Consider the following 21,928-nt stretch of genomic DNA (forward strand, 5'->3'; position numbering starts at 1 on the left):
GGAATACTTGTCTGGGTCGCCAATTTGTGTAGCCGGTTTGGGATCACCCCCACATGCGTGGGGAATACACTAAACAAAAGCCGATATAACAGCATTCTTAAATGTGAAAACTGCCATTTTTCATTAACTTCATCGCCAGTAACAAAGTCGCTTCCGCATCCGCTAATGCGTGATGGGGTGTTAAATTCTCAATATCGTAATCTTTCAGCACAGTTGCTAATCGATAATTTTCCAGAAACTGATTAGCTTTCTTAACAACCGGCATCAAATCAATCATCTGGTTAGTCAGCTCCGGAAGTCCGTTATTTTGAATATTATAGGATAAGAAGGCCTCATCAAATCGGAGGTTATACCCAACAATCACCGCATCCTTAACGAAGGCTTCCAGCTTTTGGAGCGCGGAGACCAGCTCAACGCCTTCTGCACTTAACCGTTCAGATGTGATTCCGGTTAACTCAGTAATCTTCTTGCGAACTTGGCCATCAATTCGAATTAATTTATGAAATGAAACATCTTCACCATTCTTTTGTCGCTTAACGGCACCGATGGCAATAATCTGATTTTTAGCGGCATCCAACCCCGTTGTCTCTAGATCAAGTGATACTATGGTTGCTGCCACGCTAGTTCCAGTTGATTTGCCAACATTAGTTTTCTTCATGTTTTTCCGTGCCATCACCTTTGCCCGATGGTACTTGGCAGCGTTGCTGAAACCATGTTTGGCAACTGCGGGCGGATGATTTAAACGCATCATCAACGGAATGCCGTCAAAATCGACAACCTCATAAGCTTTTCGCGTCGTCTTAATTTGATAACCCAACTCGTTCTTGGCGTTATACACCATGGTGGCCTCGCCGCTGCCAATGTTTTTCATCACCCGTTCCCAAACCAAATCGCGGATTCGGGCACTGACATTACCTACATAGACCCCCGTTTGGACTTCTTGATACCACTTGGTCAAATCGCCTCGCAGCGAAGGCGGCACCTTGGTCAGCGTTATCACAATCATACGCCACCATCTTCTTTAAATTCATGATACTGAACGCCAAATTTCTGAAGACCCATCTTGTCATCCCACAAATTAATCACGCCGGCGCCAATATCAGTTTCAGTAACGCCAAGAATTGACGTGAGATCCTGAACCATTCGTACGAGTAACTTGCCATCGCTAAAAGCATCCCTCATGGCAAGTCGCGTCCGAGACCCGATATCCTTGTCATCACCAAACTCAGCGGCAACCCTGAACGCGACCGGAATCGAATACTCGGCTTTGTAAAGATCGGCAAAATCATACACGAACGACAAATCGTGACCAGTGTGCACGAAGCCAAGACCGGCCGAAGCCCCCATCGCAACAATAACGCTGTAACTCAATCCATATAGAGCCTGGTGAGCGGCGGTCAAAGCTTTGTTAATTGGCGTGCCGGCTTCAAAATTATCAGGATTATATTCGCGCCGTGACCAGTTAACATGGGTGATTAAGGACTGGTGCCGGTAAACATTTCTCACTCGGCTGCCCTCCTTACCCCGTAATTCGGCCATGGTTAAATCAGAAACATCGTCATTCGGAAACCGCATTTGGTACATTTTACGGGCTACCGCCACTCGCGATCGCTGATTGGAAACCAGTTTCGCTTGGGCCTGCAGAATTCGCGACGAATGATTCAGAGACCTCCCGTGGGCATATTGCCGTACGCCCTGCTCGCCAACCCACACTACCGCCATGCCAGAGTCCCCGATGAGTTCCATGGCTCGGTGAGTTACATCAACCCCGGGTCCCAACATTAAAACGCTGACAATTGCAGCCGGCACAAAAACGGTCCCCCGATTATCGGTGACCATCATTGCACTATCTTGGCGATTGAGTTTAGCGTGTTCCAAATAAAGAAATGTCAACCGATCACGAACGCGGCTCAGTTCTGAAAGTTCGGGCTTTTTCGCGCCCATTTTTCCAGCCATTATTATCTCCCCGGAATAACCGTCATAAGCCCCATTCCAAAGGCTTTTTCACGGCCAATTCCTTTCACCAGCGTCTGTTTAAACAGGACTGGATTTTCAACTCGCAACGCGCCTTCAAATGTGACGCGACTCAGCCGAACGCCACGGCCCCGTTTGCGGTGGAGAACGGGATAGTCTCGACTCACAACGTTAAACGCAGCAACCGATTCGCTTTGTGAATCATCCGCCGCAACCTGTTTAACTAACTCAAATCCGGATTTTTCAGCACGATCCACCAACCATTGCCGCTGCTGGGCGATGGTAATGTGCGGAACAATCCGTGGTTGATCACTGCCCGGGCGTTTGATTGCATGAGTTGGATTAGCAGTTAGGCGAAACTGCATGATTTGTCCCGGTTTAATTGCCGCCAAATACTGATCGTATGGTTTTGTGACGGCCGTTCCGGGAACCCCATAGGTCGCAAGCTTCGTCAAATCTGGTGCGTTTTCACTCAGCACAAGCAAATACGATTTTCCTGCCAGCCGATCAATGCGCCACAGATGCCGGCGGCGTTCATGAGTCGCAATTTCATTTGGAAAGCTTTGCTCAACCCAGTTATGGTAAGCTCCCAGGTGGGTTAAATCCCTGGTTTTTTGGCGGTTATTGATATCAATTTGAACTCTTGATAAGTACATGGGCACTCCTTTCTACAGATGATCCATGATGTCGTGCTTCGTTTCTGGTTCATCATCGATCTCCGTTTGGTCTTTGGCAAAGGACGGATTCTTTAAATTAATGGTCTCAACGGCAACGGCTCGATAACCATGCTGCCGATTTCGTTGGTCAAACGACTCAACCCGGTCCTTACCCATTGAACTTCGTTTGCCTGGCATTAAGTCGGCGTCTCCAATAATCTCAACATTCTTGATCAATTCAGATTTCTTTTGACGCTTCTGATACCATTTTGATGCTTCCCACGGCAAATCGCTGAGCACTGAAACCGGATTATCGTCCTTAAAAACACTGACTTTAAGCGTTCCTGCCGGCGCATTTGATCTGCGACCCAAGAACAATTGAAACTTAGGGCGCTTTAAAGCCTCGGCAATCCGATCAATCAGTTGCTCATCGTCGCTTCCCAATGCGGCAACAAATACCGCGTCTTGGAGGTAATCGCGATAAGTAACTTTGCGGGTATCTTTTTTCCATTCAACCGTTTGGTAGTCAGTCAATGCTTTACCAGCTTGATCCACCCGGACGGCAAAACTCAGATCATTCAGAGTCAAGATTCGGGGATCATCCCGATGATAACCCAGAGCAGCGGCAATCATCCCAATGACCGCACTCTTTGAGGGGTGGTCGCTGCTGGTCCGCCGGGAAAAGCTGGCTTCATTTCCATACGACTGCAACGGTGCCGTCAATCTAATCGTTAGTGTTTTCATCCTGGACCACCTTCGTCAGAGCATCGGTGACTTTACTTAGGAGATTGGATAAGTCGTCAACCTGGTCATCCAATTTCGATTGATATTTTTTATTAGCGAGAACCACCGTTAAGGATGGATCAGCAACAAATCCCAGCGTTGCCTTGTACTCTTCTTCGAGCTTTTCAATCGATGCCTGAACATAGCCGTTCGTTGAATTAACTGCGTCTTCAAAAGCTGACACCAAGTTGACCGGCGTGTCCGTGCGAATCGTGACCATCACATAACTCGGCAACGTTTTGTTGGCAAACGAATTCTGCTTACCGGTTGGCATCGATAAAATAAAGGCCTTAATGAAATCGGCTGCTCCGGCAACGGCATCTTGGCTGCCCAAATTATGAACCAATTCATTCACATTCAAATTGGCATAGCGGTATAGCGTAGCTGAATTGAATTCAACCGTCCCCAGCATTGCCGCACCAGTGGCATCGTCAGGCTGAAGATCATCTAAAGCTGTGTAGTAATCAAATTCCGGTACCACTTCATGCGTCGAAATGGCATGGGCAACCTGGGCAGATCCTTCAACGTTTAATTCGGGATTATCAGCGACCATTCGGCCAAAGAGGGCTAAATCTAAGGAATTGTCGGACTTTAAGACTTTTTTGACTTCTTTTTTGTCAAGCTCGTCGTGATCAATGACGTACTGAGCCAGTTTTTCAATTTGCCCCGGACTCACGAGCAGTAAGGCGCCCGTTTCGTTGTTTTTATCAAGCTTAATGCTGGCAGCTTTAAATACGGCATCTACCTTTGCCCAAGCCGTTTTTTCGTCCATTGATGCGTCCAAAGCCATCAACTTATCGGCCAACATTTGGGCAGCGTCCTTTGTTCGGGTACCGGTATTAACACCTGAGTCCTTAAAGGAGCTTCGAATCGCATGCTTCCAGCTTTGCGAGGAAACTCGGGAACGGGAAACCCCACCATAGAGCGCCGTCTTGGGAGCCCCGGTATCGTCACGGTTGATGTTTGATGACGGAACAGTTTGTAGCACATTTAAGTCAACATACACATTAGTCATTATTTTTCTCTCCTTCTGTCAAAGTTACTGGTTGTTTGATGAATCGGTAATACTGTTGCGCCCAAGCCAGGCTAACCTGCCGTGCTTGCTGGTAGCCGCCCTGGTAGCGGTATAAATCCCCGGCTAGCCGCGCGTAATCAATCTTCTGATTTGGCGTGGTCGCTTTCAAAATTTCAACAAGGTGCGTGATCGAATTAATCACACTGCTGATGTTGGTCGTCCCAAACAATGCCTGTACTCGCCGATCCAGAGCCGTTCGAGTATCGTCATTTTTTCGTAAGTTAGCCAACGCCGCAAACAACGTAATCCCGTCAGCCGTCTCATCCTTACCGGAAATTCCGGCAACAAGCGGCTCTTTACCTTGTTGGTGAATGGCGTAAAATCTTAAGGCAGAATATACGGCTATTTCAGCCCTTGTCGGCTTACCAGTTCGGCTTAGCATCGCCGGATCAAGTTTTTCCATCATAATCGGCCAAACGTTCTGCGCCCGTGGGCTGGTCATTGACGACGCCCCGCGAATACTCGCTAGTACCGCCCTATTGATATTTCCATTCCCATAGAGTTCTTGAATAATGCTGGCGGTCATTTTGATAATTTTAAACGTCGTCGAATTCACATATGCCATTGATTGATCACCCTTTCTTTACATCTAAATCTACTTGAACCCGGTGCCGCAGCCGGTTACTAACGGTGAAAATATTGACTAGACCATGATTCTTATCAATTATTCCCGCCATGTCAATAAATCCTGCCATGTCCCGCGGTGAGCTTGACTGAACAACTTCTTTTGCGGCGTTCAATACATACTGTTCAAGTTCATCTTTCCATAAGTTACTCTTCTTATCCCGGTCTTCCTGATTGCTTAAATTGCTGAGCCAATCCTTAAAAGGGGCATTCAGACCATCGTAAAATGTTGCGCTCATTTTATTAGCGAACGGGCGGTAATCCAGGTTCCGAATTCGGGCAACATTAGCCGCAAACTGCCAGTAATCACTCCCAATCTTTTGAGTCAGCGTAATCATTTCAGCAATCCGATCTGGCCAACGTTGCGCCGCATCAGGATCCTCATCGAAAAGCACGTCAGCGTTAATTCGCATGTCATCATAAACTTCGGCAACCGGTGCCTGCGACGTTGCGTTACCGTCACTGATCAGAGTGACCGAGGCTAAAGTCAATAGCGTATCTTCTGAAATCAGATCTTTATCTCGAAGTGTCCGCAGCCAGTGAACCAATCCCGGCTCGTGTTGCTGGTCCTGATCACTGGTGCTCTCAATTTTCACGTATTCACCAAAATTGCGCCACATCGCCATCCCTAATGACCGCAACGTTTTAACGGCGGGGCGAAAACGACTCGTCTTTTTGTCATATCGCCACAACGTCATCGGCTCAATGAACGCGTCTTCGCTTTCAAACATTGGCAACCCCGCGCTGAAAATTGTTGGTATGCCATCGTCACTCCAATTAATGTGCAGTAATCTGGACCAAGTCGTGTATAATTCCGCCAAATTATTTGGCATCTGCTGCTTCTTACGCTGGTCCACATAGGCAGGAATTGATTCTTCCCATACCGGCCGTTGTAATGCATAGGGCTGGTCATCACCAATTAGAATCAGATTGAGCATCAAAGTTTGAAACAGATCATTGCCATCCGCAAAAACGGGGTTTAATTTATACAGCCATCCAGATGAAGTCGAAAACTTATCCGGCATGTCAATCTTGGTCTTATCGGTGACCCCGGTGTAGTTTTGATAGGTCACCAACCAACGGACCAGCTCGTCCAGCTGTATATCATTTTTAAAGTCATCGGATTTGGGAGAAAACAATGCTGGGGTATTACCACTCTCTGAAACCTGGCGATTAATTTGTTTAACCGCCACGGTTCCGGGGCCCTTTTCACCACTGATCTGCTTCTTCTTTGGAACCACCTGGTTATACTCATTTTCTGTCACTTGATAAAATGGCTGTTCGCCAAATAGGTCAAAACGATCCGCATAACGCTTTAGATAAGTGGTTACGATTTCGGTGAATTTGCCGGAATCATAAAGTTGCTCCCATGTATGGAGTAAAGCTTTTTTGACTTTTCCCTTATCATCCACATTAAGTCCACCAACATCCCGTAGCGTTTGCTGGTCAATAGTCAGCCACTCATATGGCTCATCATCGGCGTCAAATCGTGAATAAACGGTCGTGAGAATTGCCAATAAGAATCGCAGAATTGCCAGATCCTGAGCGCGGATTTCACCCCCAAGGGCCCGATATTTATCAGCATTTTCAAATAGGGTAATCAACGACACCGTTTGTTCCTGATTTGATTCTTTGCTGATAACCTTAATCCATGGATCTGTCGTCAGATTAAACTGTTTCTCTGCCATGATCGTCCTCCTTTTCGTAACTCAAACCAAATTTTGGTGAATAACGTAATTGCCAATCACCCAAATTGGCCGATAAGTTTTCATCTAAGGGCAACGCAAGCGCTCCCTTCAGCCAGACATCTTGTTGCCAATCCGGATAATATTTACTTGTGACCTTTTCCAAAGCGTCAATTGCGTCACTAATATTTGGGGTAACCGCAGCGGGAATCCGAATTAGCTGCTCAGCAATGTCACGTGGGGAAACATCTTTAATTGAACGCCGGTGAGCAGGATTCCCATCCGTGATTAGGAAGTCGCCCTGATTAGTATGCTGCAGGAGAACAACTTCCAAAGTTTCCTTAATGTCACGAACCGCGGCCGCCGCTCGCTGCTCGTCCTTATCAATATCAGGTTGGGCGTGTCCCAGCCAATTGTGAATGGTTTCATCGTCCTGCGGTTCATCAATTCGAAACACGTCAGCCTTTTCTGATTCCTTGTGAATATAATCAAAAAACGCTTTTTTCGCACGGTTAAGCTCCGGCATGTCACTCTCGGAGATCTCATCGTCGTTTGTTTGATCGTAAACGGCCTGAACAAGCTTCGAAACATCATCCGGAATCGCAATTGAGTCGTTTAAGAAGTAATCCGTCTTCATGAGCAAATACGTTTGATAAACCGCTTTATTCGCATCCCCATAGTCACCGGGACCATTAATTCCCATCACAAAGAGTTGCGGCTTCTGAAGTTGCTTTGGCCGATCAATCTGGTGGCGATGAAGCCGACCAGCCCGTTGAAGAATTAAATCTATCGGCGCAATGTCTGTGTACAGGACGTCAAAGTCGATATCTAGTGATTGTTCCAGAACCTGGGTGCCAATCACAATCATCTTTGGCGGTCGTTTGCCACCCTTACCAATTGCCTTTTGCAGGGTTTCTTCTTGAATTTCGCGCCCGGGTGCGGTGAAAGATGAGTGGAGGATCATCAACTTGACGTCTTTGGGAACAAGTTCTGCCAACTTCTGGGCTCGTTTAACCGTATTGACAACAATTCCAGCAATACCGCCGTCAGAAATCTTAGCCAAAACATCCTGAATGAGTTCCTCATCATCCGGATTAATTTTCTTGATCTGCAACTTGAATGGCTTCTGGTCGCTTTTGCCCTTAAACTCTGTCACCTGTTTCAATTTTTTACCATCTAAAATACTCAGTAGCGGGTAGGCCTCGGTTTGCCGCCAATCAGTCGGCGCATCGAACCCCTTTGAATTTTTCCTACCATACTTACCTTCTAAATACGCATCAATTAGCGCATTTCTTTTTTCTTTTGGCAAAGTCGCCGATAAAATCACAATTGGCACGTGATACGCACCAAGCCAAGTGATCGCACGGTATAGATACTGATTCATGTAAGCATCATACGCATGGACTTCATCGATCACGACAACCTTACCGCTAAGACCAAGATGTCTCAAAAAGAGATGCTTCTGCTTAAGCGCCATCAATAATAAGTGATCAATGGTCCCAACGGTGAATTTTGTTAGAATCGACTTCTTGCCGCTAAACCAGGAATTGACAGTAACAGAGCCTAGATCCTTGTTATCAGGAGCATCCGGATCATCAACGTTGCTTGCACTGGGTAGCTCTTGGTAATGGCGATTAAACTGGGCCTTGCCATGCATCAACTTAATCGAAACTGTTTCATCTTGAGATTCAGCTAATTTTTCAAGCCAGTCATTCACTCGGTCAAACATTGCATTGGTCGTTGCTTGGGTCGGAAGCCCCATGAATACCCCATCTTCACCGTCAATATAGGCAAGTTGTTCTGCAGCAACCAAGGCAATCTCCGTTTTCCCAAGACCTGTTGGTGCTTCGACAATGACCATGCCCGGATCGTGAGTCTTTGAAATGGCATCGGTAATTGTTTTCTGAACTGGCCGGGCGTCAAATCCCCAGCGAGCCTTGTAAGGATCTTGGTCCGTGGAAACTTTCTGGGGAACCCATTCGTCGCTCCGCTTCCAATTGGTGATGGCGTTGCGGAACCGATGGGTCGAATCAATATCTTCGTAAGATTGGTCAAGCGAAATGAGTGGAAACAAGGGAATCGTTTTGCCCGCATCAAGATACTCACTGGATGCCAACCAATCAGCCATAATTAGCAAACCCTCTAAGATGACGGCTTGGGGTTGATTAACATCTGGAATCTCGGCAACTGACTGGTATCCGGATAACTTCAAACCGTAGTCAAAAAGATCCTTTTGCGTTTGCTTCCAAACTGCTTGAATTTTCGGATCGTTGTCACTGAGATAATAATTCGCAGTGTAAGTGCTAATTTGCTTTTTGGGGGCAAATTCCGCTGGTTTCCCATGGTGACCACCGATAATCGCTCCAATAGATTTTGGGACCTTCATTTTTTCAAGAATGGCTTCACCAGCTAAGGCGTGAGGAGAGGCACGAGGATTGGACAGCTTATCCTCTAAATTGGAAAAGCCGCTTCTAGCTAATTTTTCTAATAGCTGATTGTCTAACGAATCGTCACGGATATACGATTGCTTTTCTTGAAACGCGGCGGTTGCTTTGCCGATATCGTGGGAAAAGCCAATGAATTTAATCAACTTTTGAGTATCAGCGTCGGCTTCTTCACTTGTTTCATTCGGTGACTGTTGAACTAGCAGCAATTCGCGTTGCTTTTCGCTTAACCAATGAGTGTAAAGCCAATTGATCACGTTGCTGGTGTCGGTTAAATGAGTAATTAATGGTAACCAAAGTTGCTGATTATTTTCAAAAGACTTCTTAGCCCATAAAGCGGTTACATTTTTTTGTAAATTCATCTTAAAAACTACCCCCATAAATAGTATCAGCATTTGCTTTCTTACAATTCAAAGTGTAACACAATTAACGTAAAAAGCAAATTCATCATTATAATTAATTTCATTCGCCAACTTATTGTTGTTTCTCGCATACATTCGACAACTCAAACCATAGACTTAAACCCCGTCGTCTTTGTAACATCATCAAAGCTCCTAGTTGCTGACTGACATCATTCCTGCACTATTTCACCCCCACATGTGTGGGGAACACTCGTCAAATGCAAACTCATCAGGATCACCCCCAATATGCATGGGGAACACTGACTACTTTTAGTATATCGCAGTCGTAATTGAAGTTCACCTGCAAATTCTGACCGTTCAACAACAGAGAAACGCCTCATCAGCAAGAAGGGCATCATTTTTCGATGCCAAAATTGGCAGCCACCTGGAAAATCCAAAATTGCACAATTTAAAACTAAGCCCTCTAGATCGTTTCAACTGTGTTGGAGTCAATTGCTAGATGACAACTTCCAACTATGTTAATAAGTTCAAACATGACAAGACCAATAACGATTGAGCTCCGTTTTTGTATGCCTTTAGTTAAAGTGGCCGCTTTCAACCTCCCAATCATAGCTGGCAACGTGGTGAATTGATAGATGATGACCATAATTTACACCATATTTCCTACTGACATAGCTTTTATAACGGGGAAAGACCTTTTCATTTTATAGAGAGCGTAAGCTTTAGTGACTGTATCCCAATGGAATGTTTTCAATAAAAGAAATTATGACTATCAGCAACGCTTTGTGAACCCAATCCAACCGTTCCACAAATTAAAGCAGAAATTCCAAAAACAAAGTTGCTCTTAAATTTCATAATTTACATCTATCTTTTAAAGAATAAACTTGGATATACCGATTCACGTGTAATTGAATGCCGATCAAAATATACATGTGGTATCTACATATCTTCTTAATTGCAATCCAGTAGAACAGATTCAAAGATATGTGACTAAATTTTCAACTATTTATTAAAGTAATTTGAATATTGTACATTAAGACCCTGACATGCGTGGGAATACTACAATTAGAATGTATATCATATGATATAGATATGCAAGCAAAAATACAATTTATTTTAAAGAATCGTAATACTTACCTAATTTTTCTGCAATATCTAACGTTAAATTACCGATCTCACGTTTCCCATTGCGAAGATTCGAGATATTTGGCTGCGGAACCCCTGTTTCTTTAGCGATTCGATAAGCGCTAATATCACTATCTAAAATTGCTTTTATTTTCTCCCGAAGATCCATCTCGTCCTCCTATTCCCAAACAGGGACACTGTCCTTTTCTTTAAAGGGTGAAGCCTGCTTTGTAATTTGTTTCACCCTTATCAATTCATCTGCATCCATAACAATATTCCTCATGATCCAGGCATCCGACAATATTTCCACACATGCGTGGGGAATACGGAATCACTTCCTTTTTCAGTTGCTATCCAATAGGATCACCCCCACATGCGTGGGAATACCAGAAACAAATGGATGAATTACAGCAGCAATCAGGATCACCCCCACATGCGTGGGGAATACACAGAACCTCCTGGAAGAAGCGCAAGCGGTCAGGGATCACCCCCACATGCGTGGGGAATACTAAGGCTGGCAAGACCACTGAAAACCTTGACGAGGATCACCCCCACATGCGTGGGGAATACTTAGAACCTCCTGGAAGAAGCGCAAGCGGTCAGGGATCACCCCCACATGCGTGGGGAATACTAAGGCTGGCAAGACCACTGAAAACCTTGACGAGGATCACCCCCACATGCGTGGGGAATACTTCTTCAAATGCGCCTCACTCTTTGGAACATGAGGATCACCCCCACATGCGTGGGGAATACGCGAAACTGGTTCGATTGAACAGGATGCCAACAGGATCACCCCCACATGCGTGGGGAATACGAAAAATTTTGTCCTTTCCCTTGCATATATATAGGATCACCCCCACATGCGTGGGGAATACCTGTTTTAAGCAATAATTCTAGCTATCATGACGGGATCACCCCCACATGCGTGGGGAATACGCGAAACTGGTTCGATTGAACAGGATGCCAACAGGATCACCCCCACATGCGTGGGGAATACGAAAAATTTTGTCCTTTCCCTTGCATATATATAGGATCACCCCCACATGCGTGGGGAATACCTGTTTTAAGCAATAATTCTAGCTATCATGACGGGATCACCCCCACATGCGTGGGGAATACGCGAAACTGGTTCGATTGAACAGGATGCCAACAGGATCACCCCCACATGCGTGGGGAATACGAAAAATTTTGTCCTTTCCCTTGCATATATATAGGATCACCCCCACATGCGTGGGGAATACCTGTTTTAAGCAATAATTCTAGCTATCATGACGGGATCACCCCCACATGCGTGGGGAATACGATGCTTCTTTTAAATCGACAAAATTAAGATTAGGATCACCCCCACATGCGTGGGGAATACTTGAAGGTGGAAATATCTTCAAACGTGACTGGAGGATCACCCCCACATGCGTGGGGAATACTTTGAGGCTTTAAGGAGTTGATTGACTACTGGAGGATCACCCCCACATGCGTGGGGAATACGGATTAAGTCTTCATTTTTAATATCCTTTTTCAGGATCACCCCCACATGCGTGGGGAATACACATTGACAATAAATTGTCACGAGAAGATTTTGGGATCACCCCCACATGCGTGGGGAATACACTAAACCAATCCCGTCATACCGCGATTCCAAATTCAGAAATAACCAAAATTTCATTAACTTGTATTCAGACAAAAACGCCGTTCACGATCTAATCAATCTCATTATACCAATTTCACCACTGCAAAATGGACAATTCTCACCTCAAAACGACTCCCTTACATAAAAACTTCCGCGGTCAAAATGGCTATTGCTGCTCACACACTAGTCAATCTCATCTACCAGCAATACAATTCAGCTCCCTCAATCCCAAGTCTAATTACTTGTGTATTTTCCAAAACCGAATAAAATGTAAGCGTTACCAAAAGTATGGTGGATAATTTAATTTGGCAAAACCAAAATCGCGTTTATGTAAGTGTTTACCTTCCCCATTACTTTTGGATAGAAGTTGGTCGTTCAATTTAATGTCTGTTTTCTGTCGCCGTTATCCTTCACGGATGATCGCGCCAGTTTCTAGAAAGGAAGCAAACTCACTATGGCACAAAATGTTTCTATTAAACACTACCAGATGTATATTAATGGTGAATTTATGGATTCTAAGTCTGGTAATGAAATTACGGTAATCAATCCGTCAACCGGCGAAGAAATTTCAACGGTTCCCGAAGCTACCCGTGAGGAAGCCCAAGAAGCCATTGACGCCGCTTACGAAGCCGAGAAGACCTGGAAATTCGTTCCCGCTGCCACTCGGGGCCAGTATTTACACGAGATCGCTAACGAAATTCGTGAGCATAAGGATCTCTTCGCTGAAATGCTTCAAGAGGAACAGGGTAAAATCAAATCGTTGGCCATGACCGAAATTTTATTCTCGGCTGATTACTTTGATTACATGGGAAGTGCTTCACGCACCTATGAAGGCGAAATTTTACAGTCAGATAATCGGAATGAAAATATTATGATTGCCAAACAACCGATTGGGGTCGTTGCCGGGATTTTGCCTTGGAACTTCCCATTCTTCCTGATTGCTCGGAAGATGGGCCCAGCGTTGGTTACTGGCAATACCATCGTGTTGAAACCAAGTTCGGATACCCCTAACCTGGCGCTTGAATTTGCCAAAACCGTTGAGAAGGTTGGCATCCCCAAGGGTGTTGTTAACATTATCTCCGGGCGCGGTGGCGTTGTCGGTGATGAACTGACGAAGAACCACAAGATTGGCATCATCAGTCTCACCGGTTCCACGAAGTCCGGCAAACGCGTCATGGAAGGCGCCTCTGAACATTTGGCCAAGGTTTCCCTTGAATTAGGTGGGAAAGCTCCCGGCATCATTTGCTCAGACGCCGATATTGATTTTGCCGTTCAGTCAATTATTGATTCACGAATTGACAATAATGGCCAAATCTGCAACAACTGTGAGCGTCTCTACGTTCAAGAAGATGTTGCTGATGAAGTGATCGAAAAATTGTCCAAGAAGTTGTCTGAAGTCACCGTTGGCGATCCAATGGAAGACGAATCCATCGGAATGGGCCCGCTCATCAACCAAGAAGCTTTGGATAAAGTATCCGGCATGGTTGATCGCGCAGTTGAAGCTGGCGGCAAGATTACCGCCGGCGGCCACAAACTGAAGATTAAGAACGGTTTCTACTACGAACCAACCGTAATTACCAATGTTAAACAGGATTCCGAAATCGTTCAGCACGAAGTCTTTGGCCCAGTTCTGCCAGTCTTAACTTTCAAGACGTTGGACGAAGCCATTGAAATGGCCAATGACACCACTTACGGTCTGACCTCCTCAATTTTCACCCAGAATCTCGACACAGCCGCTCGGGCAGCTAACTAGTTGGAAACCGGCGAAACCTACATCAACCGGTTCAACTTTGAAGCAATGAACGGTTCTCATGCTGGCTGGAAAGAATCAGGCGTTGGCGGCGACGATGGCAAACACGGGATTGAAGAATTCTTGAACACCCACACCGTTTACCTCCAGGGACACCCGGAAAATGCCCGTGGGTAAAGGGTTCCTCGAGCTTTGGTTAAAATTTTAACAAAAGGTTAATTGAGCAGTTAAAAAACATTTCCGCGCCAGTCATCAATTCGGCTTGTACGGAAATGTTTTTTACGTGCAACTATTTAAACTCAACGAAAATGGTAGTTATCCAAATTGGAAAGATTTGGAGAAGTCGCGACGGACCTTTGGGTAGCTGATTTTGTCGGTATCTGCTATGGGATTTATATTCTCGCATGTGCTTACCATAAAATCAAAAAAGGCTAACCAATAGGCTAGTCTTCTTCCCAAGTATCCCAACTCACGATTGAGAGCATTGGGGCGCAATCCCAGTGCTCTCTTTTCAAATATTAACACGACCATATTTCTTGAGCCATCATAATTAAGAGGTGAACTTAATGGCTAAACAACCCTATACCGAAGCCCGCAAACGAGCTAATCAGAAGTGGGACGCTGCCCATAAGGAGCGAGCACGATACATTTCGCGACGCTCGCAAGCTCGGGGATTTATCCGCAACTTTGCGACGATGGAAGATTTACAGGAACTCCAAGAATTAATAAAGGAACGGCAAGATTTTCTAAACGGCGGCACGGACTAGTTGTGACCGTGATGCCGTCTGTACGAGAACTGATAAATAGGATATTGATCAGCTTTCCTTCGGTGTAAACAATACCATAATTCTGGGAGGGCGAAGGATCACCCCAAAATGTGTGAGAAATACTCCTCTCGAGTGTAAAATATATCTAGGAGATGTGATAATTATGAGTTATAAAGATGAAGCCCTAAATATCTTTAATGAAGAGTACGGACGTGGAAAACTCACACCGGGTAACCATATTTTCCCGTATAAATTTAATTCTCAAGTGGAAGCGTTAGAAACTCTAAAATATATTAACGATAATTCTTCTACTGCACAGTTGTATCAAATGGAGCTATTTGAACTAACCACCGACGCAAATCCTTTTCCTGCTGGATGGTACATCAAGCTTTTAAAGCGAGGTTATTAATATCCAACACAAACCCCAGTCAATTGATTGAGGTTTTTATGTATCCTAGAAAGTAAGTGCTTTTTTCTAACAAAACGGATACACGAAGTCGAAGTTCAAAGCCGCTATCATTTTAAGAGAGGAAAAATATTAAATTTTTTTCTATACTACAATTCCATGAGAATAAAAGGATAATGGGAGCGCATTTTGGACATCATTGGACATGCCGTTGATTTCATCAACCTCAAATTACACTACTAATATCTCACAAATTGCGCTGCGTTTACAACGACGTATAGTTTTTTTATCAACATTATGGCCGAGTTAATTAATAACGAGGTGTCATCCTGTAGCCAGGGCAACTCAACATCTCAATAACTTTCCAGTAACCAATAGTTTTTTCAATTAGTCCTTAATATTTCAAGACTGATTCTCAGATTCAGGTTTCAAAAAGCCAAATCCTTTGGTGGTCATCCGATCCGCCAGCTCTTTAATAGTTTGATCTGACAAATCTATCGTCACAAGATCACACCCCTCACATACGTGGGAAATACTTGGCGATGTCCGTCCAGCTCAACTTGTAGTTCGGATCACCCCCACATGTGTGGGGAACACCTTTACGGTTATCTGGAAAATCTCGGTTCATGAGGATCACCCTCACATACGTGGGGAACACACTGTGAAATCGATCCCGTGCTTGCTTAACTCAGGATTACCCCCACATACGTGGGGAGCACACGACGTTGTACTGTTCAGTTTCCATGACGTCGGGATCACCCCCACATACGTGGGGAGCACGGCGTCTCGTTAAACATCGTGCCCTTTCGTGGGGGAGACCCCCACATACGTGGGGAGCACATACGTGTGTATTTTGGTCACCATACGTGTGTAGGATCACCCCCACATACGTGGGGAGCACTTACATGACAAGCAACGGCGCCACGCTTTGGCAGGATCACCCCCACATACGTGGGGAACACTGCGGTTAATTTTTCGTCTTTGGAAACGATCAAGGATCACCCCCACATACGTGGGGAACACCGGTCAAACTTATCTTTTTCTCGCATCACGTTAGGATCACCCCCACATACGTGGGGAACACTAATATTTTTTGGCATCGATATGATAAATTAAGGGATCACCCCCACATACGTGGGGAACACTACTGGACACCCACACGATAAAACTTAGTAGCAGGATCACCCCCACATACGTGGGGAACACCGTTGCGGCTGTCAGCATTTGATACCAATGCTAGGATCACCCCCACATACGTGGGGAACACGTTACCTCTGGTTCAGCTAGTGGCGCCGTATTAGGATCACCCCCACATACGTGGGGAACACCACACCTGCTGACGATTCAAAAGTTGTTCATAAGGATCACCCCCACATACGTGGGGAACACGAGCTTGGGCAAGTTTCCTAAGAGTTTTCCCTGGGATCACCCCCACATACGTGGGGAACACTCCATCTCCGCAACTCCTTTTTCTTAGCCTTAGGGATCACCCCCACATACGTGGGGAACACTCTTTTCGTCAGAGATATCACCATTGATATTGAGGATCACCCCCACATACGTGGGGAACACGACGTTCTGTAAAGCCTGAGCGCATCGATTTGAGGATCACCCCCACATACGTGGGGAACACAGGTCTGTGGTGTATGAGATCCCATCAGTTTCGGGATCACCCCCACATACGTGGGGAACACAAAGTTGCACGTTACGGCGGCTGTGAATGCTTAGGATCACCCCCACATACGTGGGGAACACCAACTAATGGATCTAGTATTGTGTTAGGCAATAGGGATCACCCCCACATACGTGGGGAACACCTATTGAAAACTTTCTCCATGATTTTGGCGTGAGGATCACCCCCACATACGTGGGGAACACTGAATTACCAGCTTTAGTTTTATAGCCAAACTGGGATCACCCCCACATACGTGGGGAACACCCAATACCCACAACAGGTAAGCAACTAGCGTCAGGATCACCCCCACATACGTGGGGAACACTTGTCGGGGTCACCAATTTGTGTAGCCGGCTTGGGATCACCCCCACATACGTGGGGAACACCAACTTTCCCATGTGTTCGTATCTCCTGCAAACGGGATCACCCCCACATACGTGGGGAACACGATGATCTTGAAGAGCTTGAAAAAGCTACCACGGGATCACCCCCACATACGTGGGGAACACACTAAACAAATCCCGTCATACCGCGATTTCAAATTCAGAAATGGCCCAAATTTCTTTAACTTGCATTCATTCCTAAACCTCTCACCATCAAATCAACCTCATTATACCAATTTCACAACTGCAAAGCAGGCAATCCTCCCCAAAGAAGATTGCCTGCTTCATCAACGACAATTTTAATAATCAAATTATCACGGCCGGGCATACTGGTTCCCCCGCGCCGCTTGGGTTGCCCCACTCGCGGCTGCCTGTGACCTGCTCATATACTGATAATTCCCAGGGGTAGTGACTTCCGTATAGAACTTGTTGCTATCGGAGACAAACACCATCCCCGACGCCGCCACCGTCCACTTGCCCTGCTTAGTTGTCGAGTGAGCGGCTTGCGTTGCGCTGCCGCCCTGAGATCGACTTGCCGTTGATTGCCGGTGATGGGTTGCGGCATGATGAGCAGCAATCGGCTTCGCATTGCTAGAGCCATCGTTATAGTTGATCTTAATACCTTCAACGGAATTAATGACCACAATTTCAGTATTCACGACGCCATCTGAAGACCTGATGGCAACAATCGATCCCCGCGGAATCGTCTCATCGCCGTCATACAACGGCGTCGTTTCATAGTCGACCGTGTGCTTGGTTCCCGGATGGCTCTCCCAATAATTTTCGACCGTTTCTTCAGCGTGGCGCATGCCGCCATCCTGGTCGGCACCCACGTTTTGCGGGCGCGTCCCCGTGGTGAAATTGTACTGGGATGTATATGATTTGGTGCCCAGTAAGCTGTCGCCGATCGAATGACTTCGATTATACAAATACCCATGATAGGTGCGGCCGGTCAGACCGTAGTTAATCGCAACCCGCGGATTATTATCCGGCCATGCCGGCGGTGCCAGCGGATCACCCTGTCGAGAGCCCCGGGATAAGCGATATTCGGCATACGTTAACACTGCCCGAGCAGTTGCGGACCGTCCCTGACTGTCATTGGCAAAATGATAATCGCCAGCCTTAAGACCGATGAACCCAGATAACTTCGCCTTTCCATTAACATAGTAGTAATCGCCAGTTGGTCCCGCGGATTCGTGATTGGTATAGTAAACGAGTTTGTGTAAAATGGCGCTATGCTGCTGTGAGACCGCCTTAGTAGTCTGCTTTACGGCCTGCTTGTGGTGCGCTACCGTTGTTGACTGCTTTTTCGATGACTGCTTACTCGTCTGGGTGACCTTCGGCTGCTGATCATTCGTCGCCTTTTGGCCACTGTCCGAATCGCTGCAGGCGGCCAGACTCAGCGTCGTCAGAATCGCCAGCCCGAGTGTCGCCAGCTTTTTGAATTTCATATTATTCGCTCCAAATCAATTGCAATAAATCATAAATAGTACACAAATTAATGATCAACTAACGTAGTTGGTCATTTAAAATGCCGCTTTAATGGCATTTCTAACAATCGTTAACATGCTCATTATACCCCAATCTCAATGGCTGTTGCGGTTAATGTGTCATCCACATCCTCAGCTCGATGATGCATCGTCACGCTTTTGATCACCCGGACGCCAGCACTCTTTGCTTGCACGCTTGGGCCCTTAACACCTGAGCCACTCGCTCAAACCGATCGCTCCCGAAAAAAGGCCACCGCGGCCCATCTGATCCCCTGTCTCATGATGCATCCTCCAATACTAATTAACCCCTTAACTTAATTTGTAATGTCATTATATCGCGTTTATCACTTCATGAAAATGTGCGGTTGTAAGTCATTCCTAAAATGGTATCAGAATTTCGTCATTAAGCCATCCAAAGCAGCTAATAGTTAATGCCATAAATTAGTATATTTGCCATAAAATGAGCGATATACACTATCAACGAAACAATTAACACCATAATCTAATAATGCGAGCAGATGCATTGAATCTCTAAATTAATTCGGATATTATAATGCCGAGGGGAATATTCTCACCTGTTTTGATCAAAACCTCACTTAATAAATTAACCGCAACATCCATTATTAAAGGAGAGGTTGACTATGATAAGTTTCAAACAAATGGGCATCGTTGCCGGGGCCGTTGTATTTAGCGCGCTCGCCTTCACGACTGAACCGGCGACCGCCGCGAAAAAGGTCAAAGTGACATCCAACGTGCCAATCAGCGCCGTTAAAGTCTCGACACAAAATGCCGCTTTAACTGGCAAAAACCAAATTTATACAAAAGCTGGCGTCCTCAAAGGCGCCAAGCAGGTCACGTCCAAGAAACAATTGAAAAAGCTCACCACCTCGACGCGTTCCAAAGACTTCTTTAACGTGTATCGGGTGGCAACCACCAACAAGAAGCAGGTTTACTACAAGGTCGTTTCCTTTGAAGGCAAATGGCGCGGGTGGATCTACGGCGGTAAAGTTAAGGGCCTTTATCGCGGTGGTATCAAGGCCACCCAGACGACAAAAGCCCTCAACCTTTCCGATGACGTTAGGAACGCTGAATTTAAGCTGAAGAATCCGGGGACTGCCGGCGCTGACAACACGTGGCAAAGCATTCCGTGGTCCAGTTATCACGTAAAACTCAAGACGAAGAATTCTTCGGCTTACGCGGATGACACCTTGCGGGTAACGGCGGCCCGCCAACTGAACCGCCAATACTACGGCGTTTACTACTACGTGTTAAACGACAATCATCCTGAGTTCAACGGCTGGATCAGCCAAAACGCCCTCACCAAGGTTGAAAAGCCAGCGCCAACCCCAACGCCGGAACCGGCCCCAACACCAACCCCAACGCCAGCGCCGACACCAGCCCCTCAAGTCGTGACGAACACCGTAACCAATACCGTCACAAAAACGGTGACCGTGCCAGCGGAGAATCCACTGACAATTAACTACGTGGTTCACCCAACGACCAGTGGTGAAGATCAGGCATCATCAGACATAGTGATGAAAGAATATCAAAAGCAGTATGCGGATGCTCTTGCTGATTTGACGAAGAATCCGAACGCTGCCGCTGATAAATTAGCAGCACTTGGGAATGACAAGGATTTCTTGGTTGGCACTGACTACTATTCAACGATTCGCGTGTCATTTGATAAGGTGAAGAACGTTGTGACAATTAATTTGGGGTGGGATAAGTTACGGCAACCCGTCATTACAGGTGCTAGAGACCAAAAACTTTATACCGGCGACCCATTTGATCCTAAAACAGGCATTGAATTAATCGATGCGACTGGAAGATGGGATAGTAATCCAGAAGAACGGTATAAAATCGATAGTGACGTCAATAGCTACATCGCTGGAACTTATCATGTTGTCTACACGTACACGTCCTATGGCATTACTGTAAGTAAAACGATTACCGTTACAGTTGTTAAATAATTCACTGGCTCGTTTGAAGTGACTTCAAACGAACACACTAAAAAAGCAGACCCAATTGGATCTGCTTTTTTGATATTCTGTCGCTTAATACTTCCCCTGAATCACCAATTTCTTATTAGCGGTAACATGGTAGCCATTACTCAAAACGTAACGGGTGGTCAGGTTGTGCTTTACTAAGTTCTTAACGCTCAGGTGAGTGCCCTTCTTGTAGGTCTTAACCCGCCCCGTTAAGTTCTTGTTCTTGTATGCGTGAACGCCCTTCTTGGAAATTACGGTAATCACGTTACCCTTTGGCATCGAGCGGTAGTAAACCGGTCGAACGTGGGACCACTTTGCTGTAATGTAGCCGATCTTGCCATCGGTCTTGCTGTTGTGGTTCACATCGCGAACTTTGTAGCGAAGCGCCCCGCCATTTGAACGGGCGTAATCAATTACGACAAACATCGGTCGATTGATCCGCTTCTGCTTTGGATAACGGGCAATTCGTTGCGATTTCTTGAAAGTTGGATTGCGATAAAGGTAAATCGTCTTGAGGGCGTATACCGCTGCCCGCTTGGTTGCAGCGTAATTCGGTACATTCGGCGTTGTCGGCTTCGTTGGTTCAGTCGGCGTTGGCGCCGGACTTGGTGTCGGAGTCGGCTGTGGTGCTGGGGTTACGGGAGTTGGCGTTGGGGTCACGCTTCCGCCGCCACCAGTACCCGGAGCAGGAATAATAACGGTCATCGTTGCTTTATGATCACTGCCGTAAAAGTGATAGGTAACCGTGTAGGTGCCCGGCTTTGATGTGTCGATATTGCCGCCGTCAATGACGAGCCCTTCGGCAGCCGCATCACAGTATTTAGTGACCGTGCGGCCTTCAGGAGTTACCGCCGAGATAAAGTGATCGGTGGCATCAAATTTGGCGCCAAGAGATAGGGTTATCGATGAAGGAACGTTAATTGTTGATTGATCGGTAAAACCATTTTCAGGAACGTAAAGTTCTTTGGCAATTCCGGCTTCTGCATATTCTTCAATTAACTCTTCAGGATTATAAATACCACCAAGTGGATGTTCAATTGTCCCATTGCCTGCGATGCCGACGGCTTGCCAGTTATCTGCACCCTTAGAAGCTGTTTAGTATCTTTTAAGAAGT

At 46.0% G+C, this 21,928-nt stretch carries 14 protein-coding genes, 2 pseudogenes and 3 CRISPR repeat arrays (1 of these 19 cut by a window edge); of the genes and pseudogenes, 4 read left to right on the forward strand and 12 right to left on the reverse strand.

Annotation, left to right across the window (positions count from 1 at the left end):
* Window positions 1-68: direct repeats of the CRISPR family, unit length 28 nt; unit sequence GGATCACCCCCACATGCGTGGGGAATAC (it extends 2,344 nt beyond the left edge of the window).
* 29 nt (window positions 69-97) lie between these two features.
* The 9 genes from cas2e to FD47_RS04585 all read right to left on the reverse strand — a co-directional run bounded on the left by cas2e (window position 98) and on the right by FD47_RS04585 (window position 10,897).
* The gene (cas2e, locus tag FD47_RS04540) at window positions 98-1,006 is read right to left on the reverse strand and encodes a type I-E CRISPR-associated endoribonuclease Cas2e (RefSeq protein WP_054735673.1); all 909 of its coding nucleotides are present in this window, start codon (window positions 1,004-1,006) and stop codon (window positions 98-100) included.
* Entirely contained in the window at window positions 1,003-1,956 is a 954-nt protein-coding gene (gene cas1e, locus FD47_RS04545; RefSeq protein ID WP_056980105.1) for a type I-E CRISPR-associated endonuclease Cas1e, read from the reverse strand. The genes cas2e and cas1e overlap by 4 nt, the downstream gene beginning before the upstream one ends.
* 2 nt (window positions 1,957-1,958) lie before the next feature.
* Entirely contained in the window at window positions 1,959-2,630 is a 672-nt protein-coding gene (gene cas6e / locus FD47_RS04550; protein ID WP_056980106.1) for a type I-E CRISPR-associated protein Cas6/Cse3/CasE, read from the reverse strand.
* Between the two features lie 12 nt (window positions 2,631-2,642).
* The gene (cas5e, locus tag FD47_RS04555; protein ID WP_056980107.1) at window positions 2,643-3,374 is read right to left on the reverse strand and encodes a type I-E CRISPR-associated protein Cas5/CasD; all 732 of its coding nucleotides are present in this window, start codon (window positions 3,372-3,374) and stop codon (window positions 2,643-2,645) included.
* A complete protein-coding gene (gene cas7e / locus FD47_RS04560) occupies window positions 3,355-4,431 on the reverse strand; it encodes a type I-E CRISPR-associated protein Cas7/Cse4/CasC (protein ID WP_162230590.1) in 1,077 nt (358 codons plus the stop codon). Before cas7e ends, cas5e begins: the two co-directional genes overlap by 20 nt.
* Entirely contained in the window at window positions 4,421-5,053 is a 633-nt protein-coding gene (casB, locus tag FD47_RS04565) for a type I-E CRISPR-associated protein Cse2/CasB (protein WP_082402648.1), read from the reverse strand. Before casB ends, cas7e begins: the two co-directional genes overlap by 11 nt.
* A gap of 7 nt (window positions 5,054-5,060) precedes the next feature.
* Window positions 5,061-6,800, reverse strand: coding sequence for a type I-E CRISPR-associated protein Cse1/CasA (locus tag FD47_RS04570; RefSeq protein WP_056980108.1), 1,740 nt, complete (start codon window positions 6,798-6,800; stop codon window positions 5,061-5,063).
* Complete coding sequence (locus FD47_RS04575; protein ID WP_056980109.1) at window positions 6,781-9,603, reverse strand: CRISPR-associated helicase/endonuclease Cas3; 2,823 nt, start codon at window positions 9,601-9,603, stop codon at window positions 6,781-6,783. Before FD47_RS04575 ends, FD47_RS04570 begins: the two co-directional genes overlap by 20 nt.
* 1,111 nt (window positions 9,604-10,714) lie before the next feature.
* Entirely contained in the window at window positions 10,715-10,897 is a 183-nt protein-coding gene (locus tag FD47_RS04585; protein WP_054735667.1) for a hypothetical protein, read from the reverse strand.
* A 191-nt stretch (window positions 10,898-11,088) separates the two neighbouring features.
* A CRISPR array of direct repeats spans window positions 11,089-12,335; the repeat unit is 28 nt; unit sequence GGATCACCCCCACATGCGTGGGGAATAC.
* 474 nt (window positions 12,336-12,809) lie between these two features.
* On the opposite strand from FD47_RS04585, the pseudogene aldA reads away from it, so the two are divergent.
* The 3 genes and pseudogenes from aldA to FD47_RS04600 all read left to right on the forward strand — a co-directional run bounded on the left by aldA (window position 12,810) and on the right by FD47_RS04600 (window position 15,281).
* Window positions 12,810-14,282, forward strand: a pseudogene (gene aldA, locus FD47_RS04590) (aldehyde dehydrogenase).
* Between the two features lie 389 nt (window positions 14,283-14,671).
* Window positions 14,672-14,872: a hypothetical protein gene (locus FD47_RS04595; protein ID WP_054735665.1), complete on the forward strand. Its 201-nt coding sequence runs from the start codon at window positions 14,672-14,674 to the stop codon at window positions 14,870-14,872.
* 163 nt (window positions 14,873-15,035) lie between these two features.
* Window positions 15,036-15,281, forward strand: a complete 246-nt coding sequence (locus FD47_RS04600) for a hypothetical protein (RefSeq protein ID WP_054735663.1) — start codon at window positions 15,036-15,038, stop codon at window positions 15,279-15,281.
* A gap of 566 nt (window positions 15,282-15,847) precedes the next feature.
* Window positions 15,848-17,462: direct repeats of the CRISPR family, unit length 28 nt; unit sequence GGATCACCCCCACATACGTGGGGAACAC.
* Between the two features lie 188 nt (window positions 17,463-17,650).
* On the opposite strand, the gene FD47_RS04605 is transcribed toward FD47_RS04600, so the two are convergent.
* Complete coding sequence (locus tag FD47_RS04605) at window positions 17,651-18,787, reverse strand: DNA/RNA non-specific endonuclease (protein WP_054735659.1); 1,137 nt, start codon at window positions 18,785-18,787, stop codon at window positions 17,651-17,653.
* A 680-nt stretch (window positions 18,788-19,467) separates the two neighbouring features.
* Here FD47_RS04605 and FD47_RS04610 point away from each other — a divergent pair.
* Entirely contained in the window at window positions 19,468-20,796 is a 1,329-nt protein-coding gene (locus FD47_RS04610) for a bacterial Ig-like domain-containing protein (RefSeq protein ID WP_054735656.1), read from the forward strand.
* An 84-nt stretch (window positions 20,797-20,880) separates the two neighbouring features.
* Here the strand turns inward: FD47_RS04610 and FD47_RS15810 are convergent, their stop codons facing one another.
* Both FD47_RS15810 and FD47_RS16140 read right to left on the reverse strand, forming a co-directional pair.
* On the reverse strand, window positions 20,881-21,519 hold the full coding sequence (locus FD47_RS15810; RefSeq protein WP_054735653.1) for a DUF5776 domain-containing protein: 639 nt from the start codon (window positions 21,517-21,519) through the stop codon (window positions 20,881-20,883).
* Between the two features lie 3 nt (window positions 21,520-21,522).
* Window positions 21,523-21,870, reverse strand: a pseudogene (locus FD47_RS16140) (bacterial Ig-like domain-containing protein); the annotation flags it as partial.
* Window positions 21,871-21,928: the final 58 nt, after the last annotated feature.

The organism is Lentilactobacillus parafarraginis DSM 18390 = JCM 14109 (assembly GCF_001435895.1).
Classification (GTDB): domain Bacteria; phylum Bacillota; class Bacilli; order Lactobacillales; family Lactobacillaceae; genus Lentilactobacillus; species Lentilactobacillus parafarraginis.